We start from the raw sequence: 18904 nt of genomic DNA on the forward strand, positions 1-18904 counted from the left end.
AAATGGCACAAAATAGCTTCTTCATAACATAGAATTAATTGGGTTTATTGATTGTTCCACCTTGCCTTTATTCTCTTATACTTAAACTTCCATTTGGCCCGAGTGAAGCGTGGCATTGCCCGGAAAGATTGAAGAATTATGGGTAATAAAATAGCCAAATTGACAGGTAGTACTACCTCCCATCCCCATCCGGCATCCAAAATGATCCCATAAAGAGCTGGCCCCACTGCTGAGCTGAGCACCATCATGGAGGTGAATAGACTTCTTACTGAGCCTATGTACTTTTTACCGAAAAATTCCACCTGTAGCGCTGCCAAAATAGCTGATCCAAAACCTACCGAGAGTCCCATTAATAACATGTAGACAAACATGGACCATACGTTTGGGATCAACCAGAGTCCTAGGATAGCAAAAAAGAAAGGAATCAAATACCATGGAAAGAAAGCTTTGGCCCGATACTTATCGATCAATGGTCCTGCCATAAGAGTGCTTAAAGCACCGGCTATAGCATAAATGGAAAGTCCAGCGGCCACAATACCATCTGACCAGCCTTTAAAATCAACGATAGCAATCTGGTAGAAAAAAAGGCCAGTAATGGCAAAAGGAATAAAGAAGACATTGGGTGCCAATAGCCAAAATTCCTTGGAACGCATGATATCCCGTTGACGAATGGGCTTTTCTTTGGATTCTGATTTTACCAATTCTGCAGTTTCCTCTCCTTCTGGCTTAAGGATGTTCTCTTTCAAAAAGAATAAGGTGAAAACAAACACTACAAAAGTGACTACACCGGCATTGATCCAAAGTGATTCGCGCCACCCCACCCATCCAATAACCACCAAAATAATCGCAGGGAGGATTGCTTGCCCTAAGGGATGACCCAAGGAGGCTAAACTGATCGCTTTGCCACGATTGATGTCAAAATAACGAGACATCGCTGTGATGGAAATATGGGAGTAAAGTCCCTGGCCGGCGAGTCGAAGTCCCAGAAAGGAAATGGGGATTACCCACCATGCTGTTGCAAACGAAAAAATAAGTAAAGAAACTACAAAAAGAACAGTTGTGGCTAAAGTAAACTGCCTGATGGGTATGGTGTCTATTAATTTGCCAACCTTGGGCAGGATAGAAGCACTGAAAATTGTGGCAATGCCGTAAAATGTAGATATAGAACTATTGGATAAATCAAAATCTGCGATTAAAAAAGGGACGTAAAGTGCCAGTAAAAATGTCTGCCCAAAACTGGACAGGGTGGTCATCATGATACCAAATACCACCATGATGCTATTTCTCCTGACAAATTGTAGATAGTTCATTGGGATATTTTCAAGGCAAAGAATTTTCCGATAAAAGTAAGGATAAGCGCGAGGACTTTGATGACCTGATGCCTCGATTTCCTAATCCACTAATCCTAAGCGATTGATTTCGCTGAGCAACTTCACCACTTGTTGATCATACGTTTGATTTATTTTTCCGATTTCTTCCGCGCTTATGGTTCTCCCTTCAGAAGTGAAAAAGAAAAAGACTTTGTCCCCTTTGAGAAGCATCAGGAAACGGATTTGGTTGGTGAGGTAAACTTGAAGGCCTTGGGTGAAAGGAAGGCGAGAAGCCACGATTCTTCCGCTGAGAAGGTTTTTAAGTGAACCGTTTTGTAGATCTTCGACTGCTACCAGATCAGCGAATCCGAGATTTACAGGAGGTTTTTTGCGGAATTTTTCAAATATCTTCTTAAAAAACTGCTTTTGGTTAGCCCCTTCTGTGGACACTGAAAGTAGTTTTTCCCGCTGATATCCAATTGTTTGATAGATCTCAATCAATTTTTCGAAAAGTGTTCGATCACGGTTTGCCTCCTTTTTGGCTTCATCTATAATTCGGCTTAGCAGGTAGCTCATGCTGTCTCGCTGTCCTTTCAGTTCAAGTTCCTGTTGGTCAGATACAATCAAAGATCCATCGGGTATGTTATCGTATTCAGGAATCTCAGCAATAGGTGATTTTATCTCAGAAAGGATTTTGATGCCTAAGTTTCGTTTTTCAAAGAGCTTATCAGCGGCGGAAGTGATTAAAATGGACCGATATAAGTCAAAATCAGAGTGATTTTCCAATAAAATACTGCTCAGCAATACGGTAAGCTGGTGGATGTTGAGCAGGAGAAAATTAGATTTGGCAAACTTCCGGACTCCAATCGAAAAAAGATTTGAATCTAAATCTACAGCAATTACTAGATCAGCCTCTTGCTCTTGGGCTGCATCGAACGTTGATTTGAGACTAGAGAAAGTGAATGAATCTTCTCCTGCTTCACTGCTTTTGACTAGGGGAATCCATTCCGCTTGGATTTCAAGATTTTTCAAAGGTTCAATCAAACTAAAGATGGGATTGATAGAGGTGAAAATTACTTTCAACTCTTTTTCCGTCAGTTCAGCGCTGGTTTCAGTTGAATTTTGTTGCATTTGAAATTTGGGTTATAAGGTTAGAAAAAAAAAGCGTCCAGCCCGGTACCTATTCCCGAACCGGACGCCTACAACAGGTTTAGGTTATATTTTTTAGAAGCTGGATAGATTGTCTGATAAGACTTTGTAGGTAGGGTCTTGCATGATATTCACTATAATAATTTCATCTGCTTTGGCAAGTAGCTTTCTACAATCCGGACTAAGATGCTTCAATTGAACTTTTTTACCCACTTTATGATATCGTTCCGTGATTTTGTTGAGCGCTTCAATAGCGGACATATCCACCACACGGCTTTCAGCAAAATCAATGATCACCTCATTTGGATCGTCCAGCACTTCAAATTTTTCAGCAAATGCGGTCACCGAACCAAAGAAAAGTGGACCATACATTTCATAATGCTTTACTCCATTCTCGTCCACATACTTGCGGGCACGGATTCTTTTGGCATTGTCCCAAGCAAAGAACAATGCTGCCAAAATCACCCCGATCAAAACAGCCAAGGCCAAATTGTGCAGCACAGCGGTTACGACGGTCACCAAAAACATCAGGAAAATGTCCTTTTTTGGCATTTTTGTGATGGTCTTTATACTTGCCCACTCGAAGGTGCCTATGGCCACCATAATCATCAAACCCGTCAATGCGGCCATGGGTACTTGTTCGATCAGGCTGGATCCGAATATGATAAACACTAATAACATTACGGAAGCAACAATTCCGGATAGTCTTGCTCGGGCACCTGAGGACACGTTAATCAAACTCTGACCCAACATGGCACATCCTCCCATCCCTGAGAAAAATCCAGAGGTCAAGTTGGCCATTCCTTGTGCAATAGCTTCTTTGTTACTTCGTCCACGGGTTTCAGTGATTTCGTCAATGATATTCAAGGTTAAAAGTGACTCAATCAATCCCACCCCAGCCATGATAGCCGAATAAGGTAATATGAGCATCAAGGTTTCTAAATTGAAGGGTACTGCAGGAATATGAAAGGGAGGGAAGCCCCCCTTGATACTTGCAATGTCACCGACTGTTTTGGTGTCTAAACCAACTCCGACCACTATTCCAAAAACAACAACAATAGCGACCAACGAAGCTGGAACGGCTTTGGTTAGTTTGGGCAAACCCCAAATGATCAACATGGTCAATACTACCAATCCAATAAGAATATAAAGTGCGGCTCCTTGTAACCAATTGCCATCACTACCCTTGAATTGGTCAAGCTGGGACATGAAGATGATGATGGCCAGGCCATTGACAAATCCAAAAATCACGGGATGAGGAACCAAGCGAATGAACTTCCCGAGCTTTAGAGACCCTGCTGCCAATTGTATTAAACCCGCCAAAACTACGGTAGCAAATACATACTCAACTCCATGGGATAGTGCAAGGGTAATGATAATAACTGCAATAGCTCCGGTGGCACCAGAGATCATTCCAGGTCTTCCGCCAAAGATGGAGGTAACTAAACCCACCACAAATGAGGCATACAATCCGGTAAGGGGAGAAAGGCCGGCAATCAAAGCAAAAGCCACAGCCTCGGGAATCAAGGCAAGGGCCACTGTAATACCTGAAAGTACTTCGGTTTTGTAATCAACGCGTTGGGTAAAATCAAATAGGTTGAAGTATTTCTTCATAAAGTATTGGGAGGGTGTTAAATAAATTTCACTTAGAATCAAACAGAGTTTGCAATGCCCAAGCGTAAAGAAAATGAGGCTCCTCGCGGGGAAGAATCCCTAAAAATTACCGTTTTTGCGAAAGATGACCTGAAAATTTACATTGCGATGCGAAGGTAATATTTTACAGAAAACAAAACAATATTCTAAATTTCACTTTCTATCCCAATTTGATTCCGAATATAGATTTTTCGAGCATTTTTATTAATTCAATCGATTTCGGAAAACACTAAAATATTCTCAAGGAATTCATTTCTTTTTAAAACTTCCTGTATTTATAATCCATTCTGTTGTGAAATATGTCAAATTGGATTTTTTTTGAAAATAAAATAAAATTCTGTAATGAAGTACTATTACTCCATTTTATAGTTTAATTCTTTACTCGATCCTTGATTGTAAAATTGGGTGTATCAGTAGTCCTTTAATTCTTTAGAAAATCGGTCAGCTTTCCGGTGAAGCTGAGATTTAATTCGTGCATTGCACGGGTGCAGGCTATATAGAGCATTTGTAAGTCAGCCTCGGTTTTGTAATTGGTATTGCTGGCAAATGGTACGATGACTTGATCAAATTCCAAGCCTTTGGCCAGATGTGCGGTGGTCAGGACTTTTCCCCCGGAAAATGAAGCGCTTGTCGCATCGAGCATATCAATCGAGAGGCCCCGTTCCTTAATCGCAGTGTGGAGTGTGTTTGCCTGTTCCTGAGTTTTGCAAATGATGCCAATGGAGTTATGGTCTGACTCCTCAAATTGAACAAGTTTGTTTAGCGTCTGATCGATTTCATCCCCTATACTCATAAAGCCGGAAATTACCGGCTGGTTGCCATGTCGCTCAATGGGCTCTGCCATTACACCCTTTTTGATTTTTTTGGTAAACTCGGTGATTTCGTAGGTGGACCTGTAGCTTTTCAGCATAGTCATGCAATCCGAATTAGAAATAATTTGCTGGATTACTTCCAGATTTGATGAACTGAAAGGATTCACTGACTGGTTGATGTCACCCAAAATAGTCTTCCGGCAAGTAAACATTCGATTCAAAACCTGGTATTGAACCGCAGAGTAATCTTGCATTTCGTCGATGATCAAATGCTTGACTTTGTAAAAAGGTTGAATTCCCTCCAGCTTGTATTTAAGGTAGATCAAAGGATAAACGTCGGAATATTCATATTGACTTCCTTTTCTCATTTTCAGGAGCTTGGGGTTACCCAGCCAATCGTAAAAATTTTTATAAAGCGTCCTCAGATTGGTGGCAGGAAACATCTTTCGAATCGTCTGCTGCAATTGCGCCCGCTCTTTGCCGGTGATTTCATAGCCATACTCCCGATAGACTGAGGCGACGACTTCCCGACCGATTTCATTGAATCGCTTTAAGATTGGAAAGCGATTATACTGTTCAAATTTTTCACGGATAAACCAACCCGGGATCACTTTTTTATTGATCGTAATATCCTGTGCGTCAAAGCCTTTATTTTCCAAATGGACCATGTACTCATCCATTTTTCTTAGGAAGTCCAGCCCAGACTTTACACTTATTCGTTCCTGAAGTGCTGCGGGTGGATTGTCCAACAGCTCTGAAACTTGCTCGAAAAAGCCCTGAAATTGGATTTCATATTCCAAGAGTCGATTTGCGAGGTCTTCCATGCTGGTTTCTTCGACAGATTCTTCACCGAGTTCTGGTAGGACGTTGGAAATATAGCTGGCGAAAACCTTATTGGGAGATATGATCAGGATCTCTTCCGAAGAGATCGTGTCTTTTTGCTTGTAGAGTAGATAAGCTATTCGGTGGAGTGCAATACTGGTCTTGCCGGAGCCTGCCACTCCCTGGATTATAAGGTTGTAGGCATTTTCATTTCGGATGATGGCATTTTGCTCCCGTTGGATCGTGGCCACGATGTTTTTCATCTTGGTGGAAGAGGCCTTGTTGAGTTCTTTTTGAAGGAGATCATCTTGAATCGTCAGGTCGCTTTCGATCATGTATTCCATTTTTCCACCACGAATTCGGTATTGGCGTTTGCGAGTTACTTCCCCTTCAACCTTATCCGTTTTGGATTGGAAAAATGCCTCCCCAAGTTCAAAATCATAAAAAATGCTGGATATCGGAGCTCTCCAGTCAAAGATTAAATTTTCATTTTTTTCCTCATCGGTGAAGTTGTGAACTCCAACATAAATTGGAGAATTTTTGGTCTTGCCTTTTTGAAGAAAGTCAAATCTTCCAAAGTAGGGGATGTCCCGCAAGCGGTGTAGCCGCCTTTTTTTGCTGACAGCGGCATCACCCATCATGGCGATCTGGCCTACGGATTCCCGGATGGCATTTTTCTCCAAATGATCCATGTCCCGCTTGTGCTCCTGCAAGTGAGCTTTGGCCTCATTGATATCACGAAGCTGAGTCTCAACCCGGTCATCGATCTCCGCGATCGATTTGTTGATTTTGATCAGAATTTGATTCAAATATTTTTTTTCTTCTTGTTCTGAAGTGTTCATATGATTGAGATTAAGCTCGGGTGCTGGAGTAACTTATTTGAAAAGGATTAGACTTGGGTTATTTTCTTAAAAATCTGGGTATCAATGTAAAACACCAAGCTTTCCATGTCTCTCAGAAATACCATCGTATTAGAGGTAATCTGTATTCCAAAAGAAACCTCCATTCCACGGGCAAATTTAGCTATTTCGACCGCATTCATTTTCAAGTCTCGGTCGAGATGAGTTTTACCGGTTATTTCGAAGTCTTTAAATCTTTTCTGTTTTTTCAAAATTCCAATAATAGTTTCCAGAATTTTTTCTTTTGTTGTTTGTACAGTATCGTCCATTTTTAAGAGAGCTTATGGGTGAGAAAAGGAAATTCAGCAGACCACTTTCTCAAGGGGCAAATGCCTTCTTATTTTTCTTTTTAATAATCACTTCTGCTAGTTGATCGAGATTGAACTCTTTAGGTAAGTCATCAGTGGAAATTTGAATCCGGTAGATGTTTCCTATGTCAGTTAAAAAACTGGCTTGAGTGGATTGGCTCAAACCAAAATCCCGGCTGAATACACTGTCACGACGTAAGATTTGCGGTTTTTTGTTGTATCGGAGATTGAAGACTAGTCGGATGTCGTGAAAGAGTTCACTTTGGGAATTCATACTTTTACTTTTAGAGAAATACTACAAGTCGTCATTACGGCGACAAAAATTTCAAAAACCTTCTCAGTAAGTATGGATTACATGTCGCGAATTTAGAGTTAAATGACGTTTTTTACAAGAATTATTCAGATTTGAATCTGAAATTATAACAGACATCCAATTTTTTGCTCAGTTTTGGAGTAGCCTCAGACTTGTATAATTTTAACTATTGAACAAACAATTCATCCATGGAGAAAACTCAAGAAGAAGAAATGAGGATGAAAATCCTTACTAAAATCTCAGAAATCGAAACCGAATTGATCACCCTTCGGGAGCATTCGGCACCAGAGGCATTGGATAGTGCGATTGGTCGGATTTCACGAATGGATTTTATCAACAATCGCTCGATCAATGAAGCCCAGATCAAGAAAAATGAAGCTAAACTCAAAGGCCTGAACAACTGGCTGGGAAAATTAGGCACCTCGGGTTTTGGCAAATGCATTCGATGTGGCAGGGAGATCAATATCAATCGTCTGCTATTTATGCCCGAAAGCAATCACTGCATCAGCTGCGCGAAATAATGATCTTGGAATTTTAGTCTTTCTATTTATTCCAAAGCATAACCCTATAGGATTTTCTATGGGGTTATCAGAGGGATTAAATTAATCTCAACGCACAGCAATATATTCTCCAGGTAGGGATCTTTTAGTCATTACAATCTGCCAAAGATTGTTTTTTCGAATCCGAAATGAGGCAGCAGAGGTATTTAGGAAGTATTCCCACATCCGGTAAAACTTGGTTCCATAGTTTGATTCCAAGTCAGGCCAAGATTTCCTGAAATTTTCTAGCCAAGCCATAAGTGTTTTATCATAGTGAGGCCCAAAATTATGAACATCTTGAAGGACAAAATAAGGCTCCATGGCAATACTTAACTGAGCCATAGAGGGGATTAGACTGTTCGGGAAAATGTACTTCTCAATCCAGGGATCAGTGCTGAAATTTGTTTTATTACTGCCGATAGTATGAATCAAAGTAATTCCATCGGGCTTGAGAAGTCGATCTACCCTATCCATATATTTTCCATAATTGCGATAACCTACGTGTTCGATCATTCCGACTGATACTACTCGATCAAATTGGCCAACCACATCTCTGTAATCCTGTAATTTTATTTCAACGGGTAATCCTTCATTCCGCATTTTGGCTAATTTTTGCTGTTCTTTGGACAGGGTAATCCCCAAGACTTTTACCTGGTAATTTCTGGCTGCGTAGGCCGAAAAACCTCCCCAACCACAGCCAATATCGAGAAGCGTCATCCCCGGCTCTAATTTTAGTTTTCTGCAAATCAGATCCATTTTTTGAATTTGGGCTTCTTCCAGGCTATTTACATTTTTCCAATATCCACAGGTATATTGCATGTAGGGATCAAGCATTTTTTGATACAAATCATTTCCAATGTCGTAATGCTTTGAGACTAGTTTTTTTGATTTGTCCCTTGATTGAGCATTAAAGAACCGTTGAAAAAAAATCTTGAGCTTAAAACTAAGCGGGGTTTGGACTTTGGTTTCTAAGTCTGCATCCAACAGTTTGGCGATAAATTGATCCAAAGCCTTGCAGTCCCATACACCTTCCATGTAAGATTCTCCGAGAGCCAATGAACCTCCTAAAGTCACTCGGTTAAAAAAATTTTCATCATGAATCTGAATATCAAATGGATTTGAACCGTTTATTGTGATTCCAGCCTGATCACAAAGTCTTTTGATAAACTCCTTATTTCTGTTCATCTATTATTATAGTTGTTTGATCTTTAATGTTTTAATTGTGTTTTTTGAGCTCTCACGAAATTGATTTCGAGTCCATGCGTAGGATGTTCTTCAAAGAAATTGGATTTACCAATCGCAATTTTGATAAGATCTCTTTGGGTCTTTTCCAGCATTTGAAATCAAACGAGTCAAGGGTACCTCCAAGGCATCAAAGACGATTTTGATCCCCATAGCGATTTCCTGATCCAAAGGAGCCCGTCGTTGAAGTATAGCTCTTGCATGATGACAGGCTTGACATCCTTCTTCTACTACTTCTTCTTCTAGTGCTCCTCGCAAAGCATGTGTTGCATCTTCAGCTCTTTCCAATCGTTCAGGAAGTTCTGTTTCGGACGCGGCTGTCAATTTAATTATTACAAAGCCTTTTTTTATATCGAAATTCTGGAACGCAGGTTTTGTAGTTCATCTTCTTGAGTTTCTTTTCCCAATAGGTTATTCAGCCTTTCCAGATGGCTATCAAAAAAAAATCAGCGTCAGTTTTTCCTGCTATGATTAAAGTAGAATTTTCATTTATAACTATTTCCCCACATTGACCTAGGCCCTCCGAAGAGACCCATTTTAAATCGTTGTGGATTTTTTTGCTTATAAAGTTTGCTCCAGTCGAGACTGCAACATCTTCTAGTTTTCCTGATTTCTACTTCCTCGTCCATAAATACCTGAAGGGAGTCAGGATCTGAGGACCTGATCCAGCATGCTTTGTAATTATAGACTCCCTTAAAATCTCTTCCATTGTGGATTGGCCAAGTAAGAGGTCGCACAGAGATCGACCGTGTTTTTTCCAGCTCATCCAAAAGATCCTAAGGGTCATTTTCTGGTCGTTCCATCTTGTTGATGAAGATCATGACAGAGGTGTCTCTCATCCAGCAAACTGCATCAATCTAAGAGTTTGTTTCTCGACCCCTTTGGCGTTGTCAATGACTAAATTCACACTGTCCACGGCAGTCAGCGTCCGATAAGTATTTTCTGAAAAGTCTTTGTGTCCAGGCGGGTCAAGAAGGTTGAGTTTTATTCCTTTGTAAACCAGGCCCAGCACGGAAGTGGCTACGGATATTCCCCGTTGCTTTTCGATTTCCCTAAAGTCAGATGCAGCCGATGGTAATGCCTTGTTACTTTTTCCGGTCCCACCGAAAAGCAGAAAAAAAATCGTAAAAGAGCGTCAGATTCAGCTGTTTAATGTTTATTCGATTTTCACAATTTTTAAAATTTGCAGAAAATAATGTCAATCACTTCTGAAAAAGATGCTTTTTTTGAAAAAAATGAAAAAATATTGACTTTTTGGACAAATTTATTGTATTTGCAATTAAATAAAATCAATACAGATTACCCGGAAGGTTTTATGGTCACTTTTCGCTTTTTGACCAAAAAATTTCCAGAAAATTACCCTCTGAACATTTTCTAAGGGCTCAACTCTAGCTAGCTTTTAACGAAGGCAAATTCAAGTCTGGCCTTTTATTTTCAACTCAAATCAAACAAATATCATGAAAAAAATCAATGTAGGAATCAACGGATTCGGAAGAATCGGACGGCTCGCTTTTCGGGCTGCGCAAGAAAGAGAAGACATTCAGGTAGTGGCGATCAATGACTTAATTGATGTCGATTACATGGCATATATGCTGAAATATGATTCAACTCACGGTCAGTTTAAGGGTTCGGTGGAAGTGAAAGATGGAGCACTTTATGTCAATGGCAATAAAATCAGAGTTACTTCAGAAAAAAACCCGTCTTCACTCAAATGGGGTGAAGTAGGTGCAGATTACATTATCGAATCTACCGGTATATTTTTGACCAAAGAATCGGCACAAGGGCATATCGATGCAGGAGCGAAGAAAGTGGTCATGTCTGCTCCTTCCAAGGACGACACGCCAATGTTTGTAATGGGAGTAAATGAAGATTCATATACCTCTGATATGGTATTTGTTTCAAATGCTTCTTGTACCACCAACTGCTTGGCTCCAATTGCCAAAGTATTGAATGATAATTGGGGAATCGAAGAAGGTTTGATGACTACCGTTCACGCTACTACCGCTACTCAGAAAACCGTAGACGGGCCATCCGCAAAGGACTGGAGAGGCGGACGTGGAGCAGGACAAAATATTATCCCTTCCTCAACTGGAGCTGCCAAAGCAGTGGGAAAAGTAATTCCGGAATTGAACGGAAAACTTACTGGTATGGCTTTCCGAGTTCCAATTCCAAATGTGTCCGTGGTTGATTTGACGGTAATACTCAGTAGGCCTGCCAAATACGCTGAGATATGTGCTAAAATGAAAGAAGTATCCGAAACTACCATGCAAGGTATATTGGGATATACCGAAGATGCGGTAGTATCCACTGACTTTATCGGAGATTCAAGAGTATCGATTTTTGATGCTGAAGCTGGTATTTCCCTTTCGGACACGTTTGTGAAAGTGGTCGCATGGTATGACAATGAGTGGGGATATTCAAACAAGCTGGTCGACTTGCTTAGTTTTATTGCCAAAAAATAACCTGAAAGTAGCCGCCCTGAGCTTCAGGGCGGTTTTTTTTATTCCATTCTACCATACCTCACCCCCTTTTATGTTAAATAAAAGTTTGTTTAAAACCCACTTTACCTCAGATATTTCAGCTGGTCTTGTCGTTTTTCTTATTGCGTTGCCCCTGTGTCTTGGCATATCCTTAGCTTCAGGTGCACCGTTGTTTTCGGGAATTATTTCCGGGATAATAGGAGGCATTGTCGTGGGCTTTCTCAGTGGCTCAAACATCAATGTGAGTGGCCCAGCTGCCAGTGTGGCCTTAGTGGTTTTCACAGCCATTCAGACTATGGGCTCCTACGAAGGGGTGCTGTTAGCAGTAGTCCTTGCAGGAATCTTCCAAATCATCCTTGGCTATCTAAAAGCAGGAACAATTGCATATTTCTTTCCAAATGCAATGATCAAAGGCATTCTAGCTTCTATTGGACTCGTGCTTATCCTGAAGCAAATTCCACATGCATTTGGGATTGATGGTGTGTTTGAGGGAATGGAATCCTTCTCCCAAAATGATGGTAGAAATACCTTCACCGAACTACTTTACGTAATTGATCATATCAGCTGGGGAGCTACTATTATTACTTTTATCTCCTTATTGATCATTATTATTTGGGACAAGCCCAAACTTAAGAAGTTTAAGTTTTTCAAGTTTTTCCCTTCTGCACTGGCAGCCGTGATAATAAGTATTTTAGTGAATTTACTTTACTCCCTCTACTTTCCGGGCCTAGTTTTAGACGAATCTCATTTAGTCACTTTGCCAGTCGCAGCGGATTTTGGGAGCTTCCTTGGGTTTTTTACTTTCCCTGACTTTGGACAAATTACCAACCCAGAGATCCTGACTATTGCACTCAGTATTACATTTATTGCAAGTTTGGAATCCCTGCTCAGCACAGAAGCAGGGGATAAGTTGGATCCTTATAAGAGAAAAACATCCACTAATACGGAATTAAAAGCACAAGGAATCGGAAATATTGTGGCTGGATTAATTGGTGGCTTGCCTATTACTGCTGTAATCGTCCGGACTTCAGCCAATGTTTCCGCCGGAGGCAGGACTCGAACGGCAACTATTACCCATGGATTGATCATGTTGGTCTGCGTAGCTATGATTCCAACAATCCTTAATAAAATCCCATTGGCATCTTTATCAGCTGTACTTTTTGTAGTCGGCTATAAGCTGACTAGTTTGCCCATTTACAAGCAAGTATTTAAGCAGGGAAAAAAACAATTTCTTCCCTTCATTATAACCATTGTAACGGTGATGTTTACGGACCTAATCACCGGGATTATTGTTGGTGGCGGAATCGCCATTTTCTTTATACTAAGAGACAATTACAAACATTCTTATTTTACCAAAAATCTTGAAAATGAAGGCAAACAGAAAATTATCATTCGCCTTTCAGAAGAAGTTTCCTTTCTTAACAAAGCCGACATTCTCCTGACCTTGGACCACCTACCCGAAAATCACCAAGTTCTGATCGATGGGTCCAAATCTGTATTCATTCATCCTGATATTTTGGATATCATCGAGGACTTTAAAGACACGGCAAAACATAAAAATATTGACTTGGAATTGATTGGCCTGGAAAACTTCAACAATTCAAAAAAATTCTGGATTGGATAATCCGAGTCGTATTTCCCTTAAAAAAAGTAGTTCACACTGTTAGCCTTATTCTCCACTTCTTTCACGCAGATTCATCCGAGTGTCTCAAACTTATCCCAAATTTATTCATCACGGCAAAATAGGTGGCAGAAGTTTTCTTCTCGATTCATCAAAATGAGCATTACCTATTTAAAAATGAATGTTCTTTTAACCCCACTAGTTAACATTCACTTAACCAATTTAACTATTGCTTAAGCGCTTTTAACCTTCGCTTCTCCCAACTGCCTGTTTATTTGTTTTTCATTTGTGCATTGGTTTTATAGACTCAAGCAAATGAAATCGAGCATGACGAAAACGTCACCCACTGGGATGATTATTTGCCATGCGAGATTCTCCCGAAGAAAAATCGGGACAGGCTATCTGACCTTTGAAAAACAACTTATAAAAAGATATGAAAGAGGGTGACAAAAAGATCGTCACACACTGGGATGATTATAATGCATGCGAGATTCTCCCGAAGAAAAATCGGGACAGGCTATCTGACCAATAAAAATCAACTTATATAAACAGATGAAATCGAGCATGACGAAGATCGTCACACACTGGGATGATTATAATGCATGCGAGATTCTCCCGAAGAAAAATCGGGACAGGCTATCTGACCAATAAAAATCAAATTATAAACAGATGAAATACGCACTGATTTTTAGTTTTCTCTTTATCCTATCCTTCACCGCTGTTCAGGCCCAATCTATCCGAGGTCAGGTGCAAGAAAAAAAGGAAGGGTTTGGCTTTCCAGGTGCTACAGTGATCGTGTTGGTTCCTAAGGATTCCACAGTAGTCTCAGGTTCGGTTAGCGATCAGGATGGTAGGTTTGAGATCGGTCAACTAAATGCGGGAGATTATCTTTTTGAAGTGCGGTACATCGGTTATCAAACCATTTCGATTCCGATTACAATTGAAAATAGGCTAGTGGATTTGGGCATTATTCTACTGGAAGAGACCCAGACCAATTTGGATGAAGTCGTCATCAGTGGACGAAGATCCCTTGGATCACAAAAAGGAGACACCACGCAATTCAATGCGGATGCATTTCGAACGATGAAGGATGCAAGTGCCCAAAATCTGGTTGAAAAAATGCCGTCTATCAGCATGGTGGATGGAGTACTGCAAGCTCAAGGTGAAAATATTGTTCAGATCTTGGTGGATGGTAAGCCATTTTTTGGAACTGATGTAAAGGCGGCACTTCAAAATCTCCCTGCCGAGGTCATCGAAAGTATCCAGATTTACGACCGATTGAGTGATAAAGCTGCACTGAGTGGTTTTGACGATGGGGAGCAGGAGAAAACTATCAATATCGTTACCAATCCTGAACACCGCAAGGGCCAGTTTGGCAAAATGACAGGAGGCTATGGATCGGATGATCGATATTTACTTGGTATGAGTCTAAATGCATTTAACAACAATCAACGAATTACCGTGTCCGGATTGAGCAATAACATCAACGCTGTGGACTACTCCGGTGAACCAAACAGTTTGGGAAATACCAGGCCTCAGGATGGGATCATCAAGACGAATTCTTTTGGTCTCAACTTCAGTGACTCTTGGGGAGACAAAATTGAGTTTACCAGCAGCTACCAATACCGCGACCGGACAAATTTGGGAAATTCCTCGTTAGTTCGAAATTACTTATTGGAGGACGGAGCAGGTCAACGCTACACCGAGCAAAACTCCAATTCCAGAAGGAACCGTGAACATGAGTTTGACCTGAGATTTGAATACGATCTGGACAGTAATAACCGAATCCTCGTTCGATCGGATCTTTCGGCAGAAACAGATCTTGAATCGTCATTTTTTCAGGGAATCACTTCTGCGGGCACCGAACTAATCAATCAAACCAATAACACCCGAATTGGAGACAATACCCGCTTTGATTTCACCAACAATGTGTATTACAGCAGAAAATTTAAAAAGAAGGGCCGTAGCTTTACTTTGGGGCTTTACACAGGAAACCATGTTGATGAAGATGATGGCTTTCGTAAAGCTGAAAACATTTTCTATGCTTTAGAAGGAGATCGTGCAGAGAACTTAAACCAAAATATAATCCTAAACAGGACAGGAACTTCCTGGGAGGTGGATTTTTCCTACACGGAGCCGCTGGGTCAATACGGCATGGTGGAATTGGAGTATGAGATCGGAAATAGAATCGATGACTCTGATCAACGGACATTAAATATTTTGGAAGATGAATTCGGTGACATCGCCACATTTGCATTGGATACCGCTCTCAGTAATACGTTCAAAAGCAACAATCTATTACAGGAAGCCGAGATAGGCTATCAATACAATAGGGAGAAATTCAAGATGCAGGTGGAAGCAGAAATTCAGCATATATCGCTGAATAATGACCAGCAGTTTCCACGGGAAGAATATCTGGAGCGGTCGTTTACGAATATTTTGCCTTCACTTAGAATAGATTATCTGATCAATTCATCGCGCAAACTGGAATTTGATTACCACAATTACACCAACACTCCATCAGTAGGAGAACTCCAAAATGCAGTGGATAACTCCAATCCTATCCAGCTGCGAAGCGGAAATCCGGATCTGATTCAGTCCTTTACCTATCAGTTTAGAATCCGATATTCAAGCACTAATGCTGAGACTGATCATTCGTTTTTCGGATTTATCCGATCCTCTTTTGAAGAAAACAGGATATCCAGCAGCTCATTGATAGCGGATTCACCCATAGATCTCGGTGACGGTATCATTTTGGAGCGGGGAGCCCAGCTTACAAGGCCCGTCAATCTGGATGGCTACTGGGATCTAAGGTCTTATGCCAATTATGGCATGCCGGTGGATTGGATTAAGTCCAATATGAACCTGAATGTAGCAATCGAATACACGAAAAGACCGGGATTGATCAATAACGAAGTCAACTTTGTAAACTCTGCCAGACTGAGAGGTGGCATCAATATTAGCAGTAATATCAGTGATCGCGTGGATTTCAATATTTCTACCCGATCTACCTACAACTTGGTAGATAACTCCTTGAGGCCGAACCTCAACAACAATTATTTCAACCAGAATACCCGCATCAGTTACAACTGGATCATTTGGAGAGGATTGGTCTATCGGCTGGAGATGAGTCATCAACTAAATACCGGACTTGCAGAAGGTTTCGACAACAGCTTTTTGCTGGTGAATATGAGCTTGGGCAAAAAAGTATTCAAAAACGAGCGAGGGGAAATCAGTCTGAATATTTTTGATCTCTTTAATCAAAATGCGAATATCAGGCGGAACATCAATGAATTGTACATCGAAGACCGACAGACCAACGTTCTTCAACGCTACGCTATGCTTACCTTTTCTTATAATCTCAGGCACTTCTCACTGGGGGCCTCCAGGGACGACTTTTAATTGAAATCTAAAAAACAGGCTTAACTGTCAGTTTCAAAAAATTTAGATTATAAATCGCTTGATTTGGTCTTAGTCTTCCAGGATAAACCCTTTACCATGAATGTTGATGATCGTGACCTTGGGGTCCAGTTGAAGGTGCTTGCGGAGCTTGGCCATGTGGACATCCATACTCCTGCGATTAAAATAATCTACTTTACCCCAGAGTTCCTGAAGTACTACCTTCCGATCTAGGAGTTGGTTTTTCCTTTCGCAAAGTAGCCGAAGCAAGTCCGCTTCTTTATCTGTCAAAATTACGGTCTGAGCGCCATCGTTCAATCGCCTACTGTGCCAGTCAAAACTCAAAGTGCCAATGGAGTAGGAAGAAATAGAAACCGGACTTGGATTGGTTCTTCTTAAAACCGCTTGGATGCGGGCGATTAATTCCTCTTCGTCAACCGGTTTTACGATGTAGTCATCAGCTCCTTTTTGAAAGCCCTGAAGCTTGTCGATTTTCATCGAGCGGGCAGTAAGAAAAATCACCGGTACAGCTGGATTGAGTTTTCTGATTTCTTCTGCCAGCGTAAAACCATCCATGATAGGCATCATCACATCCAGCAGACAAAGGTCAAATTGTTCCGAATTGAAGGCACTTAACCCCTCAGCTCCATTGGGCTGTAAATTGACCTGAAAATGACGCATCTCCAGATAAGTCTTTAGTGCATAACCGAGAATCTTATCGTCTTCAACTAAAAGAATTTTTGGATTCATTTGATTGTGCTTTGTTGATTTCAAAAATAGGGAACTTAAGTATGACGGCTGTCCCAGAACCCAGTTTACTTTCTAGCCGAATGGTGCCTCCATGCAATTCGGTTATCATTTTTACATAACTCAATCCCAACCCAAAACCTTTGGTCTGATGTAAATTTCCTTGGCTTACCCTGAAAAATTTATCAAAAATAAAGGGAATATCCATACTGTCCACACCGATTCCATTGTCTTTGATGGTCAAAATTATCGCTTTGGATTGATTTTGAGTGCTTATCTCAATCGTTGGAGATTTGTCAGAATACTTTATTGCATTGTCAAGCAAGTTGTCGATGATGTTGCCAATATGCATAGGATCCCCTTGAATTGAAGGATTTTCTGCAACCAGACTGCTTTTCAATTCTCCGCCTCTTTCTTGAATGATTATTCGGTAGATTTCCGCTTTTTGCGAGATGATCTCATGCAGGTTTATTTCGTCTTGCTTCAGGCCGGGATTCTCACGTTCCAAGACCGTTAATTCTAGCACTTTCTCCACTTTATTTTTAAGTAAGTGGTTTTCCTTTTCCAAAAGTGACAAATAATGGTCAAGTTCTTTGCCTGAAAAATCATGTCGCTTTTCCTTGATGATTTTATAAAGGATGGAGGATGCAAAAATTGGAGTTTTCAGTTCGTGAGTCAGGTTATTAATAAAGTCATTCTTGAATTGGGAGATTCGTTTTTGCCTGTTTAAAACCATAAACGTACTGAAAAAACTACCCAATAAGATCAGGATGAAAAGTGTTGTAATGATAAGAATAGAAAAAATCTGATAAACCACATAGAGAGATTTGTTGTGAAATAAAAGACCAAATCTGAAAATCCCTTTACCATAAGCCTCCCGGATTCTCCACCCGGCTTTGATGGCATATTTTTGATAATCTGGCTGATAGGCATCACTCGCAGAAGCAAAAGCGATGGTGTCCTCATAGCGTTGGTAAAACGCAAAATCGTAATCCAAAAAATCAAGCGCTCGATTGGTAAGAATACTGTCTGTGAATTCTCTAATTTCGGTGATCATATACTTTTCAAGCGAATCACGTTTATCCGCAGGAACTTTATCGCCGATGAGCAGAATCAAATTATTGCTAATCTCTTCGTCATCCTCGATTCGATGATGCATATCCAAAAGAACATCATCAATTTCATCGTCAAAATTCTCCTTTTGGATCTCAATTTCCAGTTTGATTAGGTTGTATTGAACAAAAAGTAATCCGATCAATGAAATGGAAATCAAGATCGTAATCACGTAAATGTGATCTCGTACAAAATCTATCCACCTATTTAGAAACCTGTCAATCATCAGGCATTTTAATTATTTTATTGCAGTAAAGCTTACTTCTTAACTTCGTCTTAACGCTTTTAACCTTTGCTTTAGGGTTTTGGAAAAACTAGCATCGAGCTGATGTCTTGTTTTTCCAAGCCAAAAGTTACTTCGCCACAGTAAAAAAGGGAACACCTTATTACGAACGGTAAAAAATGGAAAACGAACCTCTTTGATCTTGATATGATGCTATCAGTGGGTTACAGCGTAAATTTATCGAATAGCGACCCTTTTTCGCCAATGGGCATCC

The 18904-nt window shown here is 40.6% G+C and carries 14 protein-coding genes and 1 pseudogene; 4 read left to right on the forward strand and 11 right to left on the reverse strand.

Going from position 1 to position 18904, the window contains the following annotated elements:
- Positions 1 to 44: 44 nt before the first annotated feature.
- From C4S61_RS06055 to C4S61_RS06080, 6 genes are all read right to left on the reverse strand, one after another.
- Positions 45 to 1310 (reverse strand): MFS transporter, encoded by a 1266-nt coding sequence (locus tag C4S61_RS06055; RefSeq protein ID WP_235009822.1) that lies wholly within the window; start codon positions 1308 to 1310, stop codon positions 45 to 47.
- 81 nt (positions 1311 to 1391) lie between these two features.
- Positions 1392 to 2441: a hypothetical protein gene (locus C4S61_RS06060; protein WP_103923880.1), complete on the reverse strand. Its 1050-nt coding sequence runs from the start codon at positions 2439 to 2441 to the stop codon at positions 1392 to 1394.
- A gap of 93 nt (positions 2442 to 2534) precedes the next feature.
- The gene (locus C4S61_RS06065; protein ID WP_103923881.1) at positions 2535 to 4073 is read right to left on the reverse strand and encodes a SulP family inorganic anion transporter; all 1539 of its coding nucleotides are present in this window, start codon (positions 4071 to 4073) and stop codon (positions 2535 to 2537) included.
- A 460-nt stretch (positions 4074 to 4533) separates the two neighbouring features.
- A complete protein-coding gene (locus C4S61_RS06070) occupies positions 4534 to 6588 on the reverse strand; it encodes a HelD family protein (RefSeq protein ID WP_103923882.1) in 2055 nt (684 codons plus the stop codon).
- Positions 6589 to 6635: 47 nt separating this feature from the next.
- Entirely contained in the window at positions 6636 to 6914 is a 279-nt protein-coding gene (locus tag C4S61_RS06075) for an acyl carrier protein (protein ID WP_103923883.1), read from the reverse strand.
- A 49-nt stretch (positions 6915 to 6963) separates the two neighbouring features.
- Complete coding sequence (locus C4S61_RS06080) at positions 6964 to 7227, reverse strand: hypothetical protein (RefSeq protein ID WP_103923884.1); 264 nt, start codon at positions 7225 to 7227, stop codon at positions 6964 to 6966.
- A gap of 227 nt (positions 7228 to 7454) precedes the next feature.
- Between C4S61_RS06080 and C4S61_RS06085 the strand changes: the two genes are divergently transcribed.
- Positions 7455 to 7787: a TraR/DksA family transcriptional regulator gene (locus C4S61_RS06085; RefSeq protein ID WP_103923885.1), complete on the forward strand. Its 333-nt coding sequence runs from the start codon at positions 7455 to 7457 to the stop codon at positions 7785 to 7787.
- Positions 7788 to 7874: 87 nt separating this feature from the next.
- Here the strand turns inward: C4S61_RS06085 and cfa are convergent, their stop codons facing one another.
- The 3 genes and pseudogenes from cfa to C4S61_RS22265 all read right to left on the reverse strand — a co-directional run.
- On the reverse strand, positions 7875 to 8990 hold the full coding sequence (gene cfa, locus C4S61_RS06090) for a cyclopropane fatty acyl phospholipid synthase (RefSeq protein ID WP_103923886.1): 1116 nt from the start codon (positions 8988 to 8990) through the stop codon (positions 7875 to 7877).
- A 105-nt stretch (positions 8991 to 9095) separates the two neighbouring features.
- Positions 9096 to 9371, reverse strand: a complete 276-nt coding sequence (locus C4S61_RS06095; RefSeq protein WP_103923887.1) for a hypothetical protein — start codon at positions 9369 to 9371, stop codon at positions 9096 to 9098.
- Positions 9372 to 9727: 356 nt separating this feature from the next.
- Positions 9728 to 10161: pseudogene (locus C4S61_RS22265) on the reverse strand (GTP-binding protein); the annotation flags it as partial.
- A gap of 343 nt (positions 10162 to 10504) precedes the next feature.
- Here C4S61_RS22265 and gap point away from each other — a divergent pair.
- The 3 genes from gap (at position 10505) to C4S61_RS06120 (ending at position 16550) form a co-directional block, all read left to right on the forward strand.
- A complete protein-coding gene (gene gap / locus C4S61_RS06110) occupies positions 10505 to 11509 on the forward strand; it encodes a type I glyceraldehyde-3-phosphate dehydrogenase (RefSeq protein WP_103923889.1) in 1005 nt (334 codons plus the stop codon).
- Positions 11510 to 11579: 70 nt separating this feature from the next.
- Entirely contained in the window at positions 11580 to 13151 is a 1572-nt protein-coding gene (locus C4S61_RS06115) for a SulP family inorganic anion transporter (RefSeq protein WP_103923952.1), read from the forward strand.
- A gap of 666 nt (positions 13152 to 13817) precedes the next feature.
- A complete protein-coding gene (locus tag C4S61_RS06120) occupies positions 13818 to 16550 on the forward strand; it encodes an outer membrane beta-barrel protein (RefSeq protein WP_103923890.1) in 2733 nt (910 codons plus the stop codon).
- Positions 16551 to 16619: 69 nt separating this feature from the next.
- On the opposite strand, the gene C4S61_RS06125 is transcribed toward C4S61_RS06120, so the two are convergent.
- Positions 16620 to 17297: a response regulator transcription factor gene (locus C4S61_RS06125; protein ID WP_103923891.1), complete on the reverse strand. Its 678-nt coding sequence runs from the start codon at positions 17295 to 17297 to the stop codon at positions 16620 to 16622.
- The gene (locus tag C4S61_RS06130; protein ID WP_160111210.1) at positions 17272 to 18579 is read right to left on the reverse strand and encodes a sensor histidine kinase; all 1308 of its coding nucleotides are present in this window, start codon (positions 18577 to 18579) and stop codon (positions 17272 to 17274) included. Before C4S61_RS06130 ends, C4S61_RS06125 begins: the two co-directional genes overlap by 26 nt.
- Positions 18580 to 18904 lie beyond the last annotated feature (325 nt).

The sequence above is a fragment of the Algoriphagus boritolerans DSM 17298 = JCM 18970 genome (assembly GCF_900108085.1).
GTDB lineage: Bacteria > Bacteroidota > Bacteroidia > Cytophagales > Cyclobacteriaceae > Algoriphagus > Algoriphagus boritolerans.